The sequence below is a fragment of the Enterococcus sp. 6D12_DIV0197 genome (assembly GCF_002174385.1).
GTDB lineage: Bacteria > Bacillota > Bacilli > Lactobacillales > Enterococcaceae > Enterococcus_D > Enterococcus_D casseliflavus.
This window is the reverse complement of record NZ_NIBN01000001.1, coordinates 294,687-311,056: the sequence shown is the minus strand read 5'-3', so window position 1 is coordinate 311,056 and position 16,370 is coordinate 294,687. Positions and strand designations below refer to the sequence as shown.

The 16,370-nt window shown below is 45.8% G+C and carries 18 protein-coding genes; all 18 read right to left on the bottom strand.

Annotation, left to right across the window (positions count from 1 at the left end; translation table 11 throughout):
* Window positions 1-5: 5 nt before the first annotated feature.
* The gene (locus A5867_RS01480; RefSeq protein WP_087626719.1) at window positions 6-1,757 is read right to left on the bottom strand and encodes a hypothetical protein; all 1,752 of its coding nucleotides are present in this window, start codon (window positions 1,755-1,757) and stop codon (window positions 6-8) included.
* 164 nt (window positions 1,758-1,921) lie between these two features.
* The gene (gene fliS / locus A5867_RS01475; protein WP_010748550.1) at window positions 1,922-2,290 is read right to left on the bottom strand and encodes a flagellar export chaperone FliS; all 369 of its coding nucleotides are present in this window, start codon (window positions 2,288-2,290) and stop codon (window positions 1,922-1,924) included.
* Between the two features lie 13 nt (window positions 2,291-2,303).
* Window positions 2,304-2,633 carry a hypothetical protein gene (locus tag A5867_RS01470; protein ID WP_005232745.1) on the bottom strand — a complete coding sequence of 110 codons (330 nt, stop codon included), beginning with the start codon at window positions 2,631-2,633 and terminating at the stop codon, window positions 2,304-2,306.
* Window positions 2,634-2,707: 74 nt separating this feature from the next.
* Window positions 2,708-4,129 carry a flagellar filament capping protein FliD gene (gene fliD, locus A5867_RS01465; RefSeq protein WP_005226644.1) on the bottom strand — a complete coding sequence of 474 codons (1,422 nt, stop codon included), beginning with the start codon at window positions 4,127-4,129 and terminating at the stop codon, window positions 2,708-2,710.
* 4 nt (window positions 4,130-4,133) lie between these two features.
* The gene (locus tag A5867_RS01460) at window positions 4,134-4,547 is read right to left on the bottom strand and encodes a flagellar protein FlaG (protein ID WP_005226643.1); all 414 of its coding nucleotides are present in this window, start codon (window positions 4,545-4,547) and stop codon (window positions 4,134-4,136) included.
* A gap of 102 nt (window positions 4,548-4,649) precedes the next feature.
* Window positions 4,650-5,723 carry a flagellin gene (locus tag A5867_RS01455; RefSeq protein WP_087626718.1) on the bottom strand — a complete coding sequence of 358 codons (1,074 nt, stop codon included), beginning with the start codon at window positions 5,721-5,723 and terminating at the stop codon, window positions 4,650-4,652.
* A 136-nt stretch (window positions 5,724-5,859) separates the two neighbouring features.
* Window positions 5,860-6,780, bottom strand: coding sequence for a flagellar hook-associated protein FlgL (gene flgL / locus A5867_RS01450; protein WP_005226641.1), 921 nt, complete (start codon window positions 6,778-6,780; stop codon window positions 5,860-5,862).
* A gap of 3 nt (window positions 6,781-6,783) precedes the next feature.
* Window positions 6,784-8,307, bottom strand: a complete 1,524-nt coding sequence (gene flgK, locus A5867_RS01445; RefSeq protein WP_087626717.1) for a flagellar hook-associated protein FlgK — start codon at window positions 8,305-8,307, stop codon at window positions 6,784-6,786.
* An 11-nt stretch (window positions 8,308-8,318) separates the two neighbouring features.
* On the bottom strand, window positions 8,319-8,675 hold the full coding sequence (locus tag A5867_RS01440; protein WP_005226639.1) for a hypothetical protein: 357 nt from the start codon (window positions 8,673-8,675) through the stop codon (window positions 8,319-8,321).
* Complete coding sequence (flgM, locus tag A5867_RS01435; protein WP_005226638.1) at window positions 8,676-8,951, bottom strand: flagellar biosynthesis anti-sigma factor FlgM; 276 nt, start codon at window positions 8,949-8,951, stop codon at window positions 8,676-8,678.
* Between the two features lie 95 nt (window positions 8,952-9,046).
* Complete coding sequence (fliY, locus tag A5867_RS01430; RefSeq protein WP_005226637.1) at window positions 9,047-10,105, bottom strand: flagellar motor switch phosphatase FliY; 1,059 nt, start codon at window positions 10,103-10,105, stop codon at window positions 9,047-9,049.
* On the bottom strand, window positions 10,102-11,112 hold the full coding sequence (gene fliM / locus A5867_RS01425; RefSeq protein ID WP_005232756.1) for a flagellar motor switch protein FliM: 1,011 nt from the start codon (window positions 11,110-11,112) through the stop codon (window positions 10,102-10,104). Before fliM ends, fliY begins: the two co-directional genes overlap by 4 nt.
* 17 nt (window positions 11,113-11,129) lie before the next feature.
* Window positions 11,130-11,519 (bottom strand): chemotaxis protein CheW, encoded by a 390-nt coding sequence (locus A5867_RS01420; RefSeq protein WP_005226635.1) that lies wholly within the window; start codon window positions 11,517-11,519, stop codon window positions 11,130-11,132.
* Between the two features lie 19 nt (window positions 11,520-11,538).
* Window positions 11,539-11,901 (bottom strand): response regulator, encoded by a 363-nt coding sequence (locus A5867_RS01415; protein WP_003129084.1) that lies wholly within the window; start codon window positions 11,899-11,901, stop codon window positions 11,539-11,541.
* A 14-nt stretch (window positions 11,902-11,915) separates the two neighbouring features.
* Complete coding sequence (locus A5867_RS01410; RefSeq protein ID WP_008376598.1) at window positions 11,916-12,503, bottom strand: chemotaxis protein CheC; 588 nt, start codon at window positions 12,501-12,503, stop codon at window positions 11,916-11,918.
* On the bottom strand, window positions 12,500-14,551 hold the full coding sequence (locus tag A5867_RS01405; RefSeq protein ID WP_087626716.1) for a chemotaxis protein CheA: 2,052 nt from the start codon (window positions 14,549-14,551) through the stop codon (window positions 12,500-12,502). The genes A5867_RS01410 and A5867_RS01405 overlap by 4 nt, the downstream gene beginning before the upstream one ends.
* A gap of 21 nt (window positions 14,552-14,572) precedes the next feature.
* The gene (locus tag A5867_RS01400; protein ID WP_005226631.1) at window positions 14,573-15,346 is read right to left on the bottom strand and encodes a protein-glutamate O-methyltransferase CheR; all 774 of its coding nucleotides are present in this window, start codon (window positions 15,344-15,346) and stop codon (window positions 14,573-14,575) included.
* Window positions 15,347-15,351: 5 nt separating this feature from the next.
* Window positions 15,352-16,362, bottom strand: a complete 1,011-nt coding sequence (locus A5867_RS01395) for a chemotaxis response regulator protein-glutamate methylesterase (RefSeq protein WP_016609024.1) — start codon at window positions 16,360-16,362, stop codon at window positions 15,352-15,354.
* Window positions 16,363-16,370 lie beyond the last annotated feature (8 nt).

Genomic DNA, 16,370 nt, shown 5'->3' with positions numbered 1-16,370 from the left:
TCATTTTATTCAGATTCTTTCAATAAAGCTTGTACGACCTTACGACGACGGTACAGCTGTCTTGTTTTCCAGCTGATAAAGCCGATGAGTAAAGCGAGCCAAGAAACGATCGTCAGCCATAAAGCTCCGTCGAAAAACCAAGGCGCGTCGTAATCAACGACTAAGACATTCTCCCCTGCTTGCTGTTGGACAGAAACGGCACCAATGGCACTCAAAGAGACATCTTTTTCAGTTAGTGGCTGCTGATTGAGGGTCAATTCAGTATATCGGTAATTGATGATCGGTAACGCCTTCCACGTCTCTTGATCACCTTGCCAACGTAAAGTAAGCTTCCCGTTTTCTACGGTTTTTGCCACGGTATCATTCTTTTCAATGATTTCTTCCCCGTACAAATTGTACTTGTTCTTCTTGGTTTCTTGATAGAGGGGCAGATAATCTGGCGTAGAACGTTGATACAGCGCTAATGCTAAGGACTTGTCTTTACTAAAATAGGCTTCCTTCAATTGCGCTTCAGATTCCGCCGACAGATAGGTGTGGTTTCGCAGTGAAACCGCAGCTTCATCAGAGTGCCAGTCCTGCATCTTGACCGTGTTTTGGATCAGGATTTGACCAACACTCAAGACTAAAACGAGGACGAACCAACGCGGATTTGCCAATGGCTTGCCCCGATAATAAGGAACTAGCAGGCACAAACCGACTAAGATCAAAATCGTGGCAGGAACAAAGAACCGAAAAGGAAATTGCAGTAAATTGATTACACCATTGTCCAGACTGCCTAGCCATTGCCAAGGAACAGCGTTCGATGATAAAACGAAAAAGACTGCTGCAGCTGCCGTCATTAATTTGAAGCCGCCAGATAGACGTGGCCACACACGGATCGCACCACAAAAGAACAAAGCACATAAGATGGGCAGCAGGTACGGAGTCGTCCACCAATAGCTGCTGGTTCCAGTAATGGTATTGTTCTGCATGTTGCGATTCACAAAAGGCGCGATCAACGTGTTACTCGTATAAAGATCCAACATCCCTAACCAAATATTGGCGGTTAGTAGCAAGAAGATCCCGATCGCTCCTGCTAAGCGCAGCGCCAATTGTCGTTTTTCTTCGCCAGAAGTCCCAACAAAAAAGGCGCGTAAGAAAAAGGGTACGTATAAGAACACTAACAAGATGCTTGAAAACACATGGATTTGAAATAAGACCGCCACGGAAACCCCTACCGCAAAAGGCCGTAACCGTTTATGTTCCCCTAGTGCGATCAGTGGGATCAGGCACAGTGGCAGCACAGCCGCCCCCCAAGCAGAAAAGCCCTGCCGCTCAATCCAATACTGGACAGAATAGGTCGCCATAAACAGGACGCTCATCCCCACTGACAGCCAACCATTGACTCGTAATTTCTTTAATAAGCCAAACATCGAAAACCCTGCTAACAAATAGAGCAGCCCGTTGACGAGCAGCTGGTAGGAAAACCACGAAGGACTCAGCAAGACCAGCAATCCTTGGAAATAGGCAAAAAAGGGCCCGTATAATGCATTGACGATACGAGCAGATTGCTGAAACCCGTAGATAGAAAGAAAATATTGAAAATTGCCCTCTTTGATCTGCTGGCTGGTCTCATAAAAACGATTGAAGTGAAAGACCACATCAGAGCCCAAAATCATGCCTTGGCCTAAGATCTGCGGTAATAAAAAAACACCACTCATTGCAATCAGAATCACCACTTGCCAGAAAAGCGGCTTTTGTACTATTTTTTGTTTCAAAAAAAAACCTCCTTGCACCTTTTCGGTACGCTCATAAAAAGAGTACCAGATAGGGACGAGGAGGGGAAAAAGAAAGCTTAGTGAAAAGGGATACATGGTAAAAATTTAACCAATTACTAAACTTTCTAGGTTTTAGGTGGTCGTTTCTGTGCTTTTTCTCAAATTTATTGGGTGATCGTTTGCCAGCTTTCCAGTAGTTCGCTTAAAAGCGGGACGACCGTTTCTGCAGGGGCTGCCTCTTTTTGGACATTGGCACTGACTAGCTGATCGTACATATAGCCATACAGCTGATCGAGATCTTCAGCGATAGCGCCGCCTTGCTCACGGTCTAAAGAGACCCGTAATTCCAATAAAATATTCTGCGCCTTGACAAATTGCTGATGAGCTTGGCTCAAATCTTCTTTTTCCAATGCGATCACTGCTAATTTGATATTTTTGATCGCTGCTTGCAACAGCATTTCAATCAGTTTGTTGGGGGAAGCACTCATTACTTGGTTCTGCAAATAGTTGTTTTGCATTTTTTGATAATTCATCTTTTTTTCCTCACTATAAATCAAATTCGACGAAGGCGGCACTGTCTTCTTGCTGCAAATACGTTTTGACAAGATTGTTTTTGCGGTTCAAACGCCCCAATTCTTGTTTGATCTCTTGCTGCTGGGCTTTGACCTGGTCTAAGAACGCTTGATACGCTTGGATCACTTGTTGCGCCAATGCACTGGTTTGTGGACTATGGCTCTGTGCTTCTGCTTGCATGGCTGCTATGACCGCTGCATTGGCTGCCATCAAACGACTGGCTTCTTCGCTGTCGCCGCGCCATTGGGCAAAACCAGTTAAAATCTGATTCAAACGTTCATCTAATGATACGTGTGGCTCCATCGGTTGTTTCCTTTCATGTTGACGAGGGTTTCTTATGCGAATGAAAAAATGACTGCTTTAATCGGCTATCCTGCCTAGTTTGACGTATTGGCAAACTGATTGCTTAGGTAGCTCAGCTGATTTTCAGCCTCCATCATCACGGAGTCTAACTTGGTAAACATTGTGATGTAACGCTCTTTTTTCATTGCTAAAATATCATCAAACCGTGTGATCTGCTTGTTTAAATCCTTGATGGTACTGTCATAGGTCGCAGATTTGGTGGCAATGATCCCTTTATTGGCTGAAGTATTGACGACATAGCTGTTGGCTAATTCTTTTAGGGCTAGTGTATAGCCAGTCTCTTTCGTGCTCGCAGTGCCATCGGCTTCTTTAGTTTTCGTACTTGCATAAAAGAAAGACTTCACAGCAGCGGGATCTTCCGCTAAGGCTTCTTTTAACTTTGTCGTATCCAGTCCCAATGTACCATCATTATCAACGGTGGAGATGCCTAGCTTATTGGCGGTCAGCTTTGAGCCGCTGACGGCTGGAATGGTGATCAAATTTCGCAATTGGGTCTGTAGACGGGTCAACGCACTGTCTCCCACCAAGGTCCCCGTCTTGTTGTTTTCACTACTAGGATCTCCCACGGTCAAATTGTCGCCGATAAAACTCATCAAGCTATTGTATTGATCCACTAATCCTTGCACTGCATCAACGACTTTCGAGGTATCATTGGCTAAAGAAAGCGTCACATGCTCCTCGCTTTTTTTCGCTAACGTCAGCGTGACACCATCGATAACATCCGTCACACTGTTGCTGTCGCGAGTGATCTTCATGCCATCTAGCTCAAAAATAGCCGGTTGGCCTTGCGTCGTTGTCGCAGTTGAACCGATCCCTAACCCTTCGGCGGCATTGCCGTCGATCAAGAAATTTTTGTCGCCCATTTTGGTATTCGTTAAAATCAAACGGTTATCCACGATGCTCGCCGCGACGAAGGTCGTCTTGCTTTGGCTATTGATCTTGGCTGCCACATCTTTTAAGCTATCTTCGGCCGTGATCTCGATCGAAGCGGTGATCGGTTTGCCATCTTCATCGACTTCCGAACTGGTCAATGACAGCTGACCACTGACATTTAGGGCCGTTTTGCTGCTTTGAGCTACTTGACTCCCCGTCACCTTCGTGGCTGTTGCTAGTTGGTTGACTTTTAGATCATAGGTGCCTTCTGGAGCTTCCGTTGTTCCTGCAATTGAAGCGATGCTGCTATTGGTGGTCGTCGCTTTTTTCGTTTGATAAGCATCATCTTTTTGTAATGCATCGACTTTTGACAAAAAGTTAGTCAAGCGAGTGCTGATATCACTCCACGCCGTTTTTTGTGCTTTTAGCGACGTGATTTTATTCTCAGCGCGGGTCTTGTTGATCGCATCTGCCGCCAATAATTTTTCAATATCTTCTGAAGTCACGCCAGAATAACTCCCTAGCGTTGTACTGATTCCTGAACTGCTGGTTACACTTGCCATGTTTTCATCCCTTTCGATCGACCGCGATGCCCATGTCATCCCATATTTTCCCAATCACGTCTAGCATGTTGGCGGGCGGGATCTCTTTGATCACTTCGTTGGTCTGCATATCCACTAAACGCACCATCGTACGCCCTGTGCGCTCATGTACTTCATAAGCCAATTTCATATCTTTGCCAAGTAGTCGCTGATTCACTTCCTCCACGGAGGCTGCGATCTTGTGCTGATCGGCTACTGAAAAATAGTGGATCGGCGGTTCAGTGGCCACTGTCTGTTCCTTTTTCTCCGCCAGTTTCCCCTCTTGGTGTTGCGGCTGAAGGTTGGCGTTCTCTTGATCTAGGGATTCGATCGGACGTGCTTTAGCGACCGACGCAACGGCTTCGATCGGGTGTATTCCTGACATTGGCTGAATATCCATCAGAGCTTCCTCATTTCTAAGCGTTTTTGTGCTGCTATGTAAAACACAAGAACTGCGCTTCCCCTAGGCAGTCCTTGTGTCAGTGGTTCACTTGATCAAAAATTATCCTTGTAACAAGCTCAATACGCTGTTAGGCATTGAGTTTGCTTGTGCCAACATTGAAGTTGCTGCTTGAGAAAGGATGTTGCTCTTCGTAAAGCTCATCATTTCTTGCGCCATATCAACGTCACGGATACGTGAGTTTGCTTCAGATAGGTTTTCTTGCGTTGTACCTAAGTTGTTGATTGTGTGTTCTAGACGGTTTTGCGCCGCACCAAGATCCGCACGTTGTGCAGAAACTGCTTTGATCGCTTCATCGATTTTTGTGATTGGGTTGTTTTCAACGCTGACAGTTGCCGCTGCTGCTTTGCCTTCATCAGAAGCGGTAAATGTTCCTAAAGCATCATCGTATGTTTTTTGAGCCTTTGCTTTTTCTGTATCATCCGCTGCTGATTCGATGGCTGTTTTTAATTCAGCAACTGTTTTACCAGCTGCCGCATCAACTGTGCCGTCCGCTGCATATTTTGTTGTAGTATCTGCTTCGAAGGCAGTCGCTACTGCTTTATCTTTTGCTGCAGCAATATCGCTTGTGTCAAATGCTTGTGTTAAATCTAAGCCTTTTACTTTCAATGCAGATGAGCTCATGTTGTTGATCGAAACGCTCATTGTTTGGTTTGCGTTGGCACCGATTTGGAAAGTGAATGATTTCGCATCATCGCCTTCACCAGTTAACAAGCTTTTTGTATTGAATTCAGTGGTATTGCTGATACGGTCGATTTCATCAGACAATGCGGTGTATTCTTTGTTGATCGCATCGCGGTCATCATTACTTAACGTACCATTTGAACTTTGAACTGCAAGATCACGCATACGCCCTAAGATACTGTGGGTTTCATTTAATGCACCTTCTGCTGTTTGGATCAATGAGATACCATCTTGTGCATTGCTTTTTGCTTGTGACAAACCGCCGATTTGGCCTTTCATTTTTTCAGAAATTGCTAAGCCAGCTGCGTCGTCCCCAGCTTTGTTGATGCGTAAGCCTGAAGATAATTTAGACAAAGAATTGCTTTTAGAAGCATTTGCTGCCGTTAGGCGTGAGTAAGTATTCAATGCTGAAACGTTTGTATTGATTCTCATGTGTAGTTCCTCCTAATTTTTATTCGCTAAGGTTTCCCTCTGCTACTATTTATCGGAAGAAACCGTTCAGGGTTAAGCCTTTTTTCTAAAAAAAATAAAAAACTTTTGCTCTCAGCAAAGAACAAAAGTTTTTGGGTTAATTTAAATAATCTAGAATGGACATCTGCATGATCTTTGTTCCCATCGCTAGTGTTGAACGGTAGGCAGTCATTTGATTTTGATATTCCATATACTTTTCCGCAATATCGACGTCTTGTTTGTTGGACAGTGTTTCGGTCAAGTTCAGCTTTTCCGTCTCATTTCGATCAGCTGCCGCCTCCAAGCGATTGTAGAGGGTGCCGATCTGCGCCCGTACATTCACCACATTAGTGGCATGCTGGTCATGAGCGGTTAAAAGCTCGCCCCCTAAGGCATCTTTATCATCACTGCGCAACGCAGACAACAAATCATTGAAATAGGTGCTTAAATTTTGGGGATCCGCAGCGGTGCCCGTCTCGTTCATCAGACGATCACCGCTGGCTAACAGATCCACCGAGACCCCATTTGCGATTTCTCGCGGCAAGTCTTCGCTGGTGCCATTGTATTTGATACCGACGATGGCGTCATTTTCTTTGACGATCTCAAAAGGCGCCGTCGTCGTATTCGTTCCGCTAAATAGATAGCGGCCATCAAAGTTGGTGTTTAATGATTCAACGATGCCTTCGATCTCTTGCTCGATCTCTGAACGATTTGCCCCTAATTCCTCACTGCCAGCTGTCGCATTGGCAGAAGATTGAACCAACGAGCGAATCCGCAGCATCGAAGTACTGACGCTTTCTAAAGCAGAATCTTGGGCTTTTGTCCAAGAAATACTGTCTTTGATCGTATTGTTGTAAGTTTTGTTTTGATTTAACGACACATTGAGATCCATGATTTTTGAAACCAGCAGCGGATTATCCGAGGACTTGCTGACTTCTTTTAAGCTCGATAGCTGATTCAACGTGGATTGGACTTTGGAGGCGTTGGTTCCTAGATTTCGTAAAAAATCATTGTAGGTGATTGAATTGGAAATACGCATGGTCTACACTCCTGTTCGATTGATCAATGTGTCTAACATTTCAGAAACGACCGATAATATGCGGGCATTGGCCTGAAATCCTTGTTGGAAACGAATCACATCTGACATTTCTTCATTTAATGAAACCCCAGACACCGATTGATTTTTGTATTCTAGTTGATTCAGCAGCGACAATTGGGCACTGACCGTATTGTCGGCTTGCTGTTTTGAGATCCCGTTTTTGGTGACGATGCTGTTAAAATAACTGCTGACACTCATGCCAGATGCTGCATTGGCAAACGTCAATGTCTCAGAATCAAAAGAAGCGATCGTCTTTTCTGACAACGGGAAATCCAATTTGGCACTGCTGAGTTTCGCCATTGCAGCAGCTCTTGAACCATCTCCTGCTGCATTGCTCGTTCCGCCGGTCACCAGACTTGGGTTATCTAACAGTGCTTGGCTGACCCGAATCGTCGTCGCTGTGCCGGTATCATCTTGGCCGATCTCAAATAGTCCGCTTGTGCGAGAAGCGCCGCCGGTAAAGACCATGTTCATGGCTTGCGCGATCGTCGTCGTAAAGTGGTTCAATTCCGTCAAGCGGCTGCCGATTTCACTAGATGATGCTTGCAGGCCACCAATCGCGCCTTCTTTGATCGGCAATTCTGTATAGGCGGTTTCGCCATTGTCGGTGGTTTTCGTCAACAAGACGGTTCCAGCTGGATAAGACCCTGTGATGGTTTCGGCAGGATTCAAGGCGTTGCCGTCTTTGGAAACCAAGGCGCCTGTGTCGCTTTGTCCCACCACCACACTAAGGGTATTGCGTTCCTCCGCACTTAAAATCGTCTGTCCGCTCATGGATACAAACCCACGGCCATACTGATCGGTCTTGGTTTCGATCCCTGCTAGACCCGAGAGATCTTTCAACAGACTGTCTCGACGATCTAAAAGATCATTGGGTGTCTCACCACTCGTCGTCAACCCATAGATCTGTTCATTCAAGGATTGCAGCTGTTTGACCTTCTCATTGAAGTCCAGCGCGGATTTTTCGATGGTATCCAGCGTATCGCTTTGCAGCTGCGTCATTTGTTTGCCCATTTGGTTGATGGTATCGGCAAACGTACTGCTGTTTTCTAGCACAAGGGTCTTAGACGTATCCAGTTCAGGATTGTTGGCTAATGCGGTCCAAGAATCAAACATCGTTGCCAGCTGTTTGGACAGTCCGTTGTCAGAAGGCTCATTCATTAAACTTTCCAGCTGTCCTAATATGTCTGCTTTTTGTTCATAATATGTATAGGTAGAATTGGCATTGCGTACTTGTCCAATGACAAAATCATCGACGATCCGTTCGACACTGCCGACTTTCACACCCATACCGATGCTGCCGACACCCGCTAAATGATAAGACGCTTCGGCTTGCAAGTTGACTCGTTGTCTTGAATAGCCGTCTGTATTGGTATTTGCAATGTTATGGCTGCTGGTTTGCAACGCTGCTTGATTGGCGGTCATGCCTCGGGTTGCGGTGCCTAATGAACCAAATAGTCCTGTCATAGAAGTACTCCTTACATTTTTTGATCGATGATCGCTGTTGAGACAGCTTGTTTTTCTTGGTATTTCGAATACGTATTTGCCGGTGTCTTGATATTTTCTTTGACTGCATCCATCAAAACAGTTTGGAAACTAATGGCTTGCTCCGTCAGCAGGAGATTTTCGGCTTGCTGCACTTGGATCTGGCGGATGAGTTCTTTGATCGCCACTGAAAGAGTTCCTTCATACGTGGAAAAAACGGGTACGAAGGCGGTTTTTTTCTCGACGAGTTCTGGTAATTTTTCTGCTTGATTTTTGATCAAGCAGGTCTTTTCTTTTTGCAGCAACCGCAAGAACTGCTGAAGCCGACGCTCAAATTCCCGTTCTGTCATCTAGTCGACCTGCTTTTCATCTTGTTGCAGCATTTTATCTGCGATCGTTTCGGCAGATACTTGGTAGGTGCCTTCTTTGATCGCTCGTTTCAATTCTGCCACTCGCTCACTGCGACTGGCTGTTTGATTGGCACTCTTTTGAATAGCTTGAGCTGTTTCGGACAATTGAACATCGACGGTTTTTTCTGTCTGAGCAGCAGATGGCTTTTCTTGTTTGACCGCTTCACGTTTGATGGCCTTGTCGCTGTATTCTGCGTAACCTCTTTCGATTTTCATAGGTTCTCCTCCGTTCTCATTCTTCTACCCTCTACTATCGGTCAAATCACAAAAAAGTTAAACCCATATGTTTAACTTTTTGCGATTTCTTCAAATTAATGCAAATTGTGGATGCGTTGTTTTTGCGAAAGAATGTTGGTGATCCGCACACCAAAGTTTTCATTGATGACCACGACTTCCCCAGTGGCGATCAGTTTGCCGTTCAACAAAATCTCTAGCGGTTCATCCGTCAGTTTTTCCAGCTCGATGACGGACCCCGTATTGAAAGATAAAATATCCTTAATGGTTTTTTTGCTGCGGCCTAAGACGACACTTAGATCCAATGGCACATCAAGGATCAAGTCCAAATTATCCCCATCGCTCACTCCGCTGGAGGCCAATGTTTGAAACGCAGGTTTGCTGACTTCCACGGGCTTTGATGCAGCCGCTGGTTCTGGCGTAGGCGCAGCAACGGGTGCCGTTGGCTGCGGTGTTGGTGTTTCCCGAGTAACGACAGTCGCTTCGTCTGAGAGCATCGCACTGGCGATATCGTTGACCACAGGATCCGTAAAGATCTGCATGATTTTGCTTTCGATCAGACCTTCGACGCGCAAAGAAAATGAGATACAGTAAATCTCTTCCTCTGCCTCGATCCCGCTATACTCAATGTTTTCTGGTGTCTCCCATAGTTTGACGATCGGCGGCAAGATATCCACTTTGCGGCTGATCATCGTTGCCATCGAAGTCGAGGCAGTCCCAATCATTTGGTTCATAGCTTCTGCCACAGCACTTAGCTCTAATTCCGTAAATTGAGTGTTGCTGGTTTCACCAGTTCCACCCATCATCAAATCGGCGATCACGATGGCATCTTTGACTTCTAATAGCATCAAATTACTGCCTAAAAGGCCTTCTTTAAATTCAACTGTCGTCGCTACTTTTGGTGCAACGAGGTCGTTTAAGATCTCACCAAATTTGATTTTAGACACCCGGGGAGTCGTGATGCTGACCCGACGATCAAGAATGGAAGACAACGTCGTCGCCGCTTGCGACATGGAGATATTGCCAACTTCGCCGATAATGTCGACTTTGACTTGCTCTTCTAATCCTTGTGGCTGGGCTGGGGCACTTTGATTCAACAATGCATCGATTTCTGCTTGGGATAAACGTTCACTCATAGTTCTTGCTCCTCTTCTAACTTGTCTAATAATTCAATGGCTAAACGGTCCTCTTGCTTCCCAGGTTTTGCTCGGAAGTAAGGTTTTCCATCGATGAAAGTCTCCAATGGTTCAGTAATTTTTTTGTCTAGTTTGATGACATCGCCTTCTTCTAAGTGGAGAAACTCAGAAAGACTCATTTGAGCATGGCCCAGCAGAACTTCTAAATTCAAACCGACGCCATTCAAACTTTTTTGCAACTCGCGGCTATCGTCTTGGTTGACTGGCTGATTGCTATCAAACCAATTGCGGAAACTTAATTTATCAATGATCCCTTCAAAGAAGACATAAGGGATACATAGATTGATAAAATGTTTCACTTCAAAAATTTTGATAGTAAAGGTCACTAACACGACGGGTTCGTTGGGCGACATGTTTTGCATCAATTGCGGATTCGTATCGATTCCATCCAAAACCGAATCCAAGGCAACGATGTCCTTCCAAACATTTTGGTAGACCCGGACAAATTGTGCCACCACTTCTTCCAAGATTGCTGTTTCAATATCAGTAAAACTTTTTTTCTCGCTAAAATCCATTTCGATCGGCTTGTTTTGATAGACATCCAAGCCGCCGCACAACAACTCCACCAACATCATACACAATTGTGGGTTCATCTCGATCATTTGAATCCCGCTCAAAGGCTGCGAATGAAAGAGCCCCAACAAAGTAAATTTTGGTATCGAATGGATAAATTCGTCATAACTGACTTGTTCGATAGCTGCCAACTGCAAAGAAACATTGGTCCGCAGTTGGGTAGAAAGCATGCTGCTGCTCATCTTCGAGAAATCCTCGAAGATCATGTGCAGGGTATTGACGTATTCTTTCGACAGCTTTGTTGGTCGGCGAAAATCGTAGGCTTTCACTTTGGCTTGTTTGTCTTCTATCTCAATAATTTCTTGATCGATCTCTCCGCTGCTCATCGCATTCAACAATAAATCAATCTCTTGCTGCGTCAATACCTGATCCACACTAATCCCCCATTTTTTTAAAAAATCATGTGATCGATTTGAATCACACTGGCTACTTTTTCACCGATCGTCACGACCCCAACGGCATGTTCTGTCTCTTGATTGCTTAGTTGGATATCGTCTTCGGTGATATCAAGAACTTCAATTACTTCTTCTACAAGGACCCCTTTGGTCTCCTCTTGCTTCTTCATGATCAATATGTTTTTTTCGTAGGCTGGTTCCATGATGGGAATCAATTTTGCCAAACGAATCACCGTTACGACAGACCCCCGCAGATTGATCAATCCTTCCACCCACTCTGGTGCTAAGGGCACCTTCGTAAAGGAAGGGGCATCAATGACCTCGTCCACCGAGTCCGCCGAAATCAAATAGTACTGCTGAGCCATTTTGAAAAGAATCATCTGCATGTCGCTATCCTCCTAGGCATTAGGCAAAGGCTTTGTCGATGGCAGTGATTACGCGGTCCGTGTCAAAAGGCTTCACGATAAAGTCCACCGCACCGGCGCGAATCGCATCCATCACCATTCCTTGTTGTCCCATGGCACTGCACATTACGACTTTGGCCTGCGCATCAAACGTGCGGATCATTTTTAATGCCTCTAAGCCGTCCACTTCTGGCATCGTGATATCCATAGTCACTAAGTCTGGTGTCGTTGCTTGGTATTTTTCAAAAGCCTCTTGGCCATTTTGGGCTTCCCCCACGACTTCATAGCCGTTTTTTTCTAAAATATCCTTTAATTTCATGCGCATAAATACCGCATCATCCACAATCAATACTTTTTTTGACATTGTATTTGCCCCTTTCAAATTCCTAATGAATCAAATATGTTTTCTAGTACACCGATTTCTGGAATCAAAAATAACGATGCCTCTAATGTTTCTTTGGCGTAGACGAACTCATTACGGATCACCATCACCTGCTCATCATACTGGGCCATCGCCAAATAGATGGAGCTGATCGCTGCGCCAAAGAAATCATAGCTGGCGCTTGGTAAAGACGCACTCAGCTGAGTTTCCAATAGTTGGCCGATCGCGATCAAAAAAGAATTGGTAAGAATGTTGGTCAACTCGTTGATGACCGATTGCTTCAATTCTTCAGACGGATCGATTTCTTGGATCATCAACTGACGCAATTTTGCGGCGGATTCATCCGTTAAGACAAACAAGAAGATCCCTCGAAACGCCCCTTCGATCTGGCTCATCACCACATGAACTTCTTTGTCTTCCGCCATGATCTGCTGATACAGGTCCTCATACGCTAGAATCTCGACTTCTGGTACCCGCATATCGATCGGTTGTTGGACGAGCTTTGATAAACTAGTCGCAGCGTGACCACCGCCGATATTGATCAGTTCTTTTAGGCCATCGATCTGCAGCGCTGTATAGCTCATAAGCGGTCATCCTTTTTTTCCTGACAGATGGCATGAATGTCTAGGATCAGTGCGATCGAGCCGTTGCCCATAATCGTTGCCCCTTGATAGCGATTCAGCTTTTGCAGCAGCGGATCGATTTTCTTGATGACGATTTCTTGCTGGCCGATCAGCTCATCTGCCAAAATGCCGTGAAACTGCTGGTCATTGTTGACGATGATGGCGAATTTTTTCTCAGATGGATCGCCTTCGATCGCTAAGAGTTGATCGGTCCGAACCAAGGGAATCAACTCCTCTTGAAAACGATAGACCTCATCCGAGACCGTCTGGATGATCTCTTCTTCTTTGACCATCACCACGCGTTCGACGAGATTTAATGGGATCGCAAAGGTTTCTGCTCCGACGCGAACCATCAACGCTTGAATGATCGACAGAGTCAATGGCAATTTGATCACAAACTGCGTGCCTTTATTTGGCTGACTCTTCATTTCGATCGTGCCCCCTAGTTGGGTGATCTTGGATTGCACGGCATCCATCCCGACACCGCGCCCAGAAATGTTAGTCACTTCTTGCGCAGTTGAAAAACCAGGATGGAAAATCAGCTGCTGCAACGCTTCATCGGAAAGACCTTCCGTTGCTAAGCCTTTCTTTTCAGCACTTGCTTTGATTACTTGCGGATCAAGGCCTTTGCCATCATCCTCTAAAGTAATGATTACGCGATTGCCTTCTTGGTAGGCCGCCAAGCGAATCGTGCCCTTGCGCGGTTTGCCCAGTTTTTCCCGAACATCGGGTGCTTCGATGCCGTGATCGACAGAATTACGCAACAGATGGACCAGAGGTTCACTCAACTCAGAAACCACTGTTTTATCCAATTCCGTTTCTTCCCCAAAAATGACAAGTTCCATTTCCTTTTGCAGTTCATTGGATAAGTCCCGAACCATTCGCGGAAAGCGACTGAAGACGACATTGACTTGCTGCATGCGGATCCGCAAGACCAAATCTTGCAGCTCAGAGGTCAATCGTGAAACTTGCTCTAAGGGGTCTTTGACTGCTTCGATGTTTTCCCGCTCACTGACATCTTCTAATTGATTGCGATAGACCACCAATTCGGACACGAGATCCAAGAATGAATCTAAGCGATTCAAGTCGACTCGGATCGATTGATTTTGGGCGGACGCATGATGCGCGGGCGCCGACGATTTTTCTTTCGTTTCTGTTGTCGCTTGCTGAAGAGCAGAAGTCTCTGACTCTGGGGTCGGTGCTGGTTGAAGCAGCTCTTCTGCCTCCTCCAACACAGCAGCTGAAGGATCAAACGGTGCCACCACGAAGGCTTCGATCTCACTATTGCTGGCGATGTTTTGCTCGACATCAGCCAGTGTTTGCTGCGTCAAATACAGCAGTGAAAAATCTGATTCAAAGGTGCCTTCTTCGAGTGTTTGGGCATCTGGTTCTGTATAAAGAACATCCCCTGCTTGGCCAAGCTTTTCCATGATCAAGAAGGCACGAGCACCTTTTAACATGGATTGGGCATCTAAGCGAACAGCAATTTGGACCGCTTGATAGCCATCTCCAGCCGCTTGCTCGATCACATACAGATCAGAAGGATCGATCTGTTGAAGCTGTGGGGTTAACGCGCCCACTGCGGTGGGGTTTTGGCTTGCTTCTGTCTCGGTTGATATACCGCCAGAATGTTCCGTTTGGTCAAGTTCGGCCAATAAATCGGCAATTTGAGCTGGCTGCAGGTCTCGTTCTTCCCGCAAGTCCTCCACAAGTTCTGACAGGCGATCCAGACATTTGAAAATCAATGAGATCGATTGCTGGGTCACTTGCAAGGTCCCAGTTTTAAATAACTCAAAAATATTTTCCATTTTATGGGTCAGCTGCGTCATGACGTCATAGCCCATCGTTGCCGCCATCCCTTTAAGGGTATGGGCAGAACGGAAAATATCATTCAGCAAGGCGCTATCTTTTGGATCGTTTTCCAATTGCAAGACATGATCATTCAACTGTGCTAAATGATCGTCTGTTTCTTCAAAGAAAAGGGTACGATAGACACTATTGTCATCCAAATGGGTCCCTCCTTTACAAAATTATACTTTTTGATAGATAAACGAATCGATTTTCTTGAGGCCGAATTGTTCCGCAAAATTGATCGTTTCTGTCGCTCCCGTAAACAAAATGCCCCCTGGGACCAATGCATCGCTGAATTTTTGATAGACGGCATCCCGAGCATCACTTTTGAAATAAATCGTCACATTGCGGCAAACGATCACATCAAAAGGCCCATTGTACGGGTCTTTCAAAAGATCGTGTTGCTTAAAATGAACCCGCCGTTTGATTTCTGGTTTGATCTGAAATTGGTTCTTTTCTTTTGCATCAAAAAAACGGGTACGTTCTGCCGCTGAGACATTCCGCAATTCGTGGTCTCGATAGAGTCCTTGCTTGGCTTTTGCCAAAATTTGCGTATCGATATCGGTAGCCAAGACATTGGCTGCGGCAATTTGGTTTTTTTCTAACAGCATCGCGATCGTATAGGGTTCTGCCCCAATCGAACATGCGGCACTCCAAATTTTGGGCAGCGTGGTTTTCGGGAGAACAATGGTTTTCAAGACGCGTTCAAAGGCGTCAAACAGTTCTTTGTTGCGATAAAATTCCGTTACGTTAATGGTGATATGGGCTAAAAAAGCCGCCCGCACCCCGTCATCGCCTTCGATCAATTGCTGGTATTCTCTCAACGTTTTTGCTCCGCTGTTTTCCATGATCGTAAGGATGCGGCGCTGCATTTGATTTTCTTTGTATGCGGCTAAGGGAATCCCTAATCGGCGATCCACCCACGCATTAAATAAGGCAAATTCTTCTTCCATCTTCTTCACCTGACCATCTGTGCAATTTTTGCTTCAATGCCCTGCAATGGCAGGACTTCATCTACGACTCCTTGTTCAATGGCATACCGTGGCATCCCAAAGACTGTACACGTTTCTTTGTCTTGAACGATCGTATAGCCCCCAGCCGCTTGGATCTGTCGTAAGCCAGCGGTGCCGTCTTTTCCCATCCCCGTCAAAACCACTGCCGCTAGTTGCGGGCCATAGTAGTCAGCTGCTGAGGAAAAAAGATAATCGACGGTTGGCCGCGTCCCATGCCGTTTTTCTCGCTGGTCCAGCTGCAGGTGCCCTTGTTGGACCGTCATGTGGTAATCCCCTGGACAAAGATACACTTGATTTTCGATCCGCATGCCGTCGACTGCTTCTTGTACTCGGACGGTTGTCTCTGTGTCTAAGCGTTTTGCAAAGGAAGCCGTGAAGCCCGCTGGCATATGCTGAACGATCAAAATCGGGCAACGCAAACGTGCAGGCAGACGGCGAATAATTCCCAGCAAAGCACGGGGTCCTCCTGTTGAAGCACCAATGACTAGCGCATCAAGTGATACCGGCAAGCTGTTTTGTGTCAGCTTAGTGGGCTGGGCAATCGTTGGTACTGGCGGGTGAACCGTACCGACTTCATGATCCATCGCCAAAATCTTTTGATGAAATTCAGCGATCCATTCTTTTTCGATCATCGATAGACTGACGGGTTTTTCCACAAAATCTCGGGCGCCAAGCGCCAAAGCCTCAATCGTGGTTTCTTGATTGGTTAATGAACTAAGCATGATGACGGGAATGGCTGATTGCTGTTTCATCCTCCGCAAGGTCTCTAATCCGTTCATCACTGGCATCTCCACATCCATTACTACCAAATCGATCGCTTCTTTGGTCAGATAGTCCAATGCTTGTTTGCCATTGCGGGCAGCGACGGTCACCTCGATATCAGGCAGCTGATTCAATAAATCTGTCACTACTTTCCGCATGAATGCCGAATCATCGACGATCATTACTTTTTTCATGTCCCTGT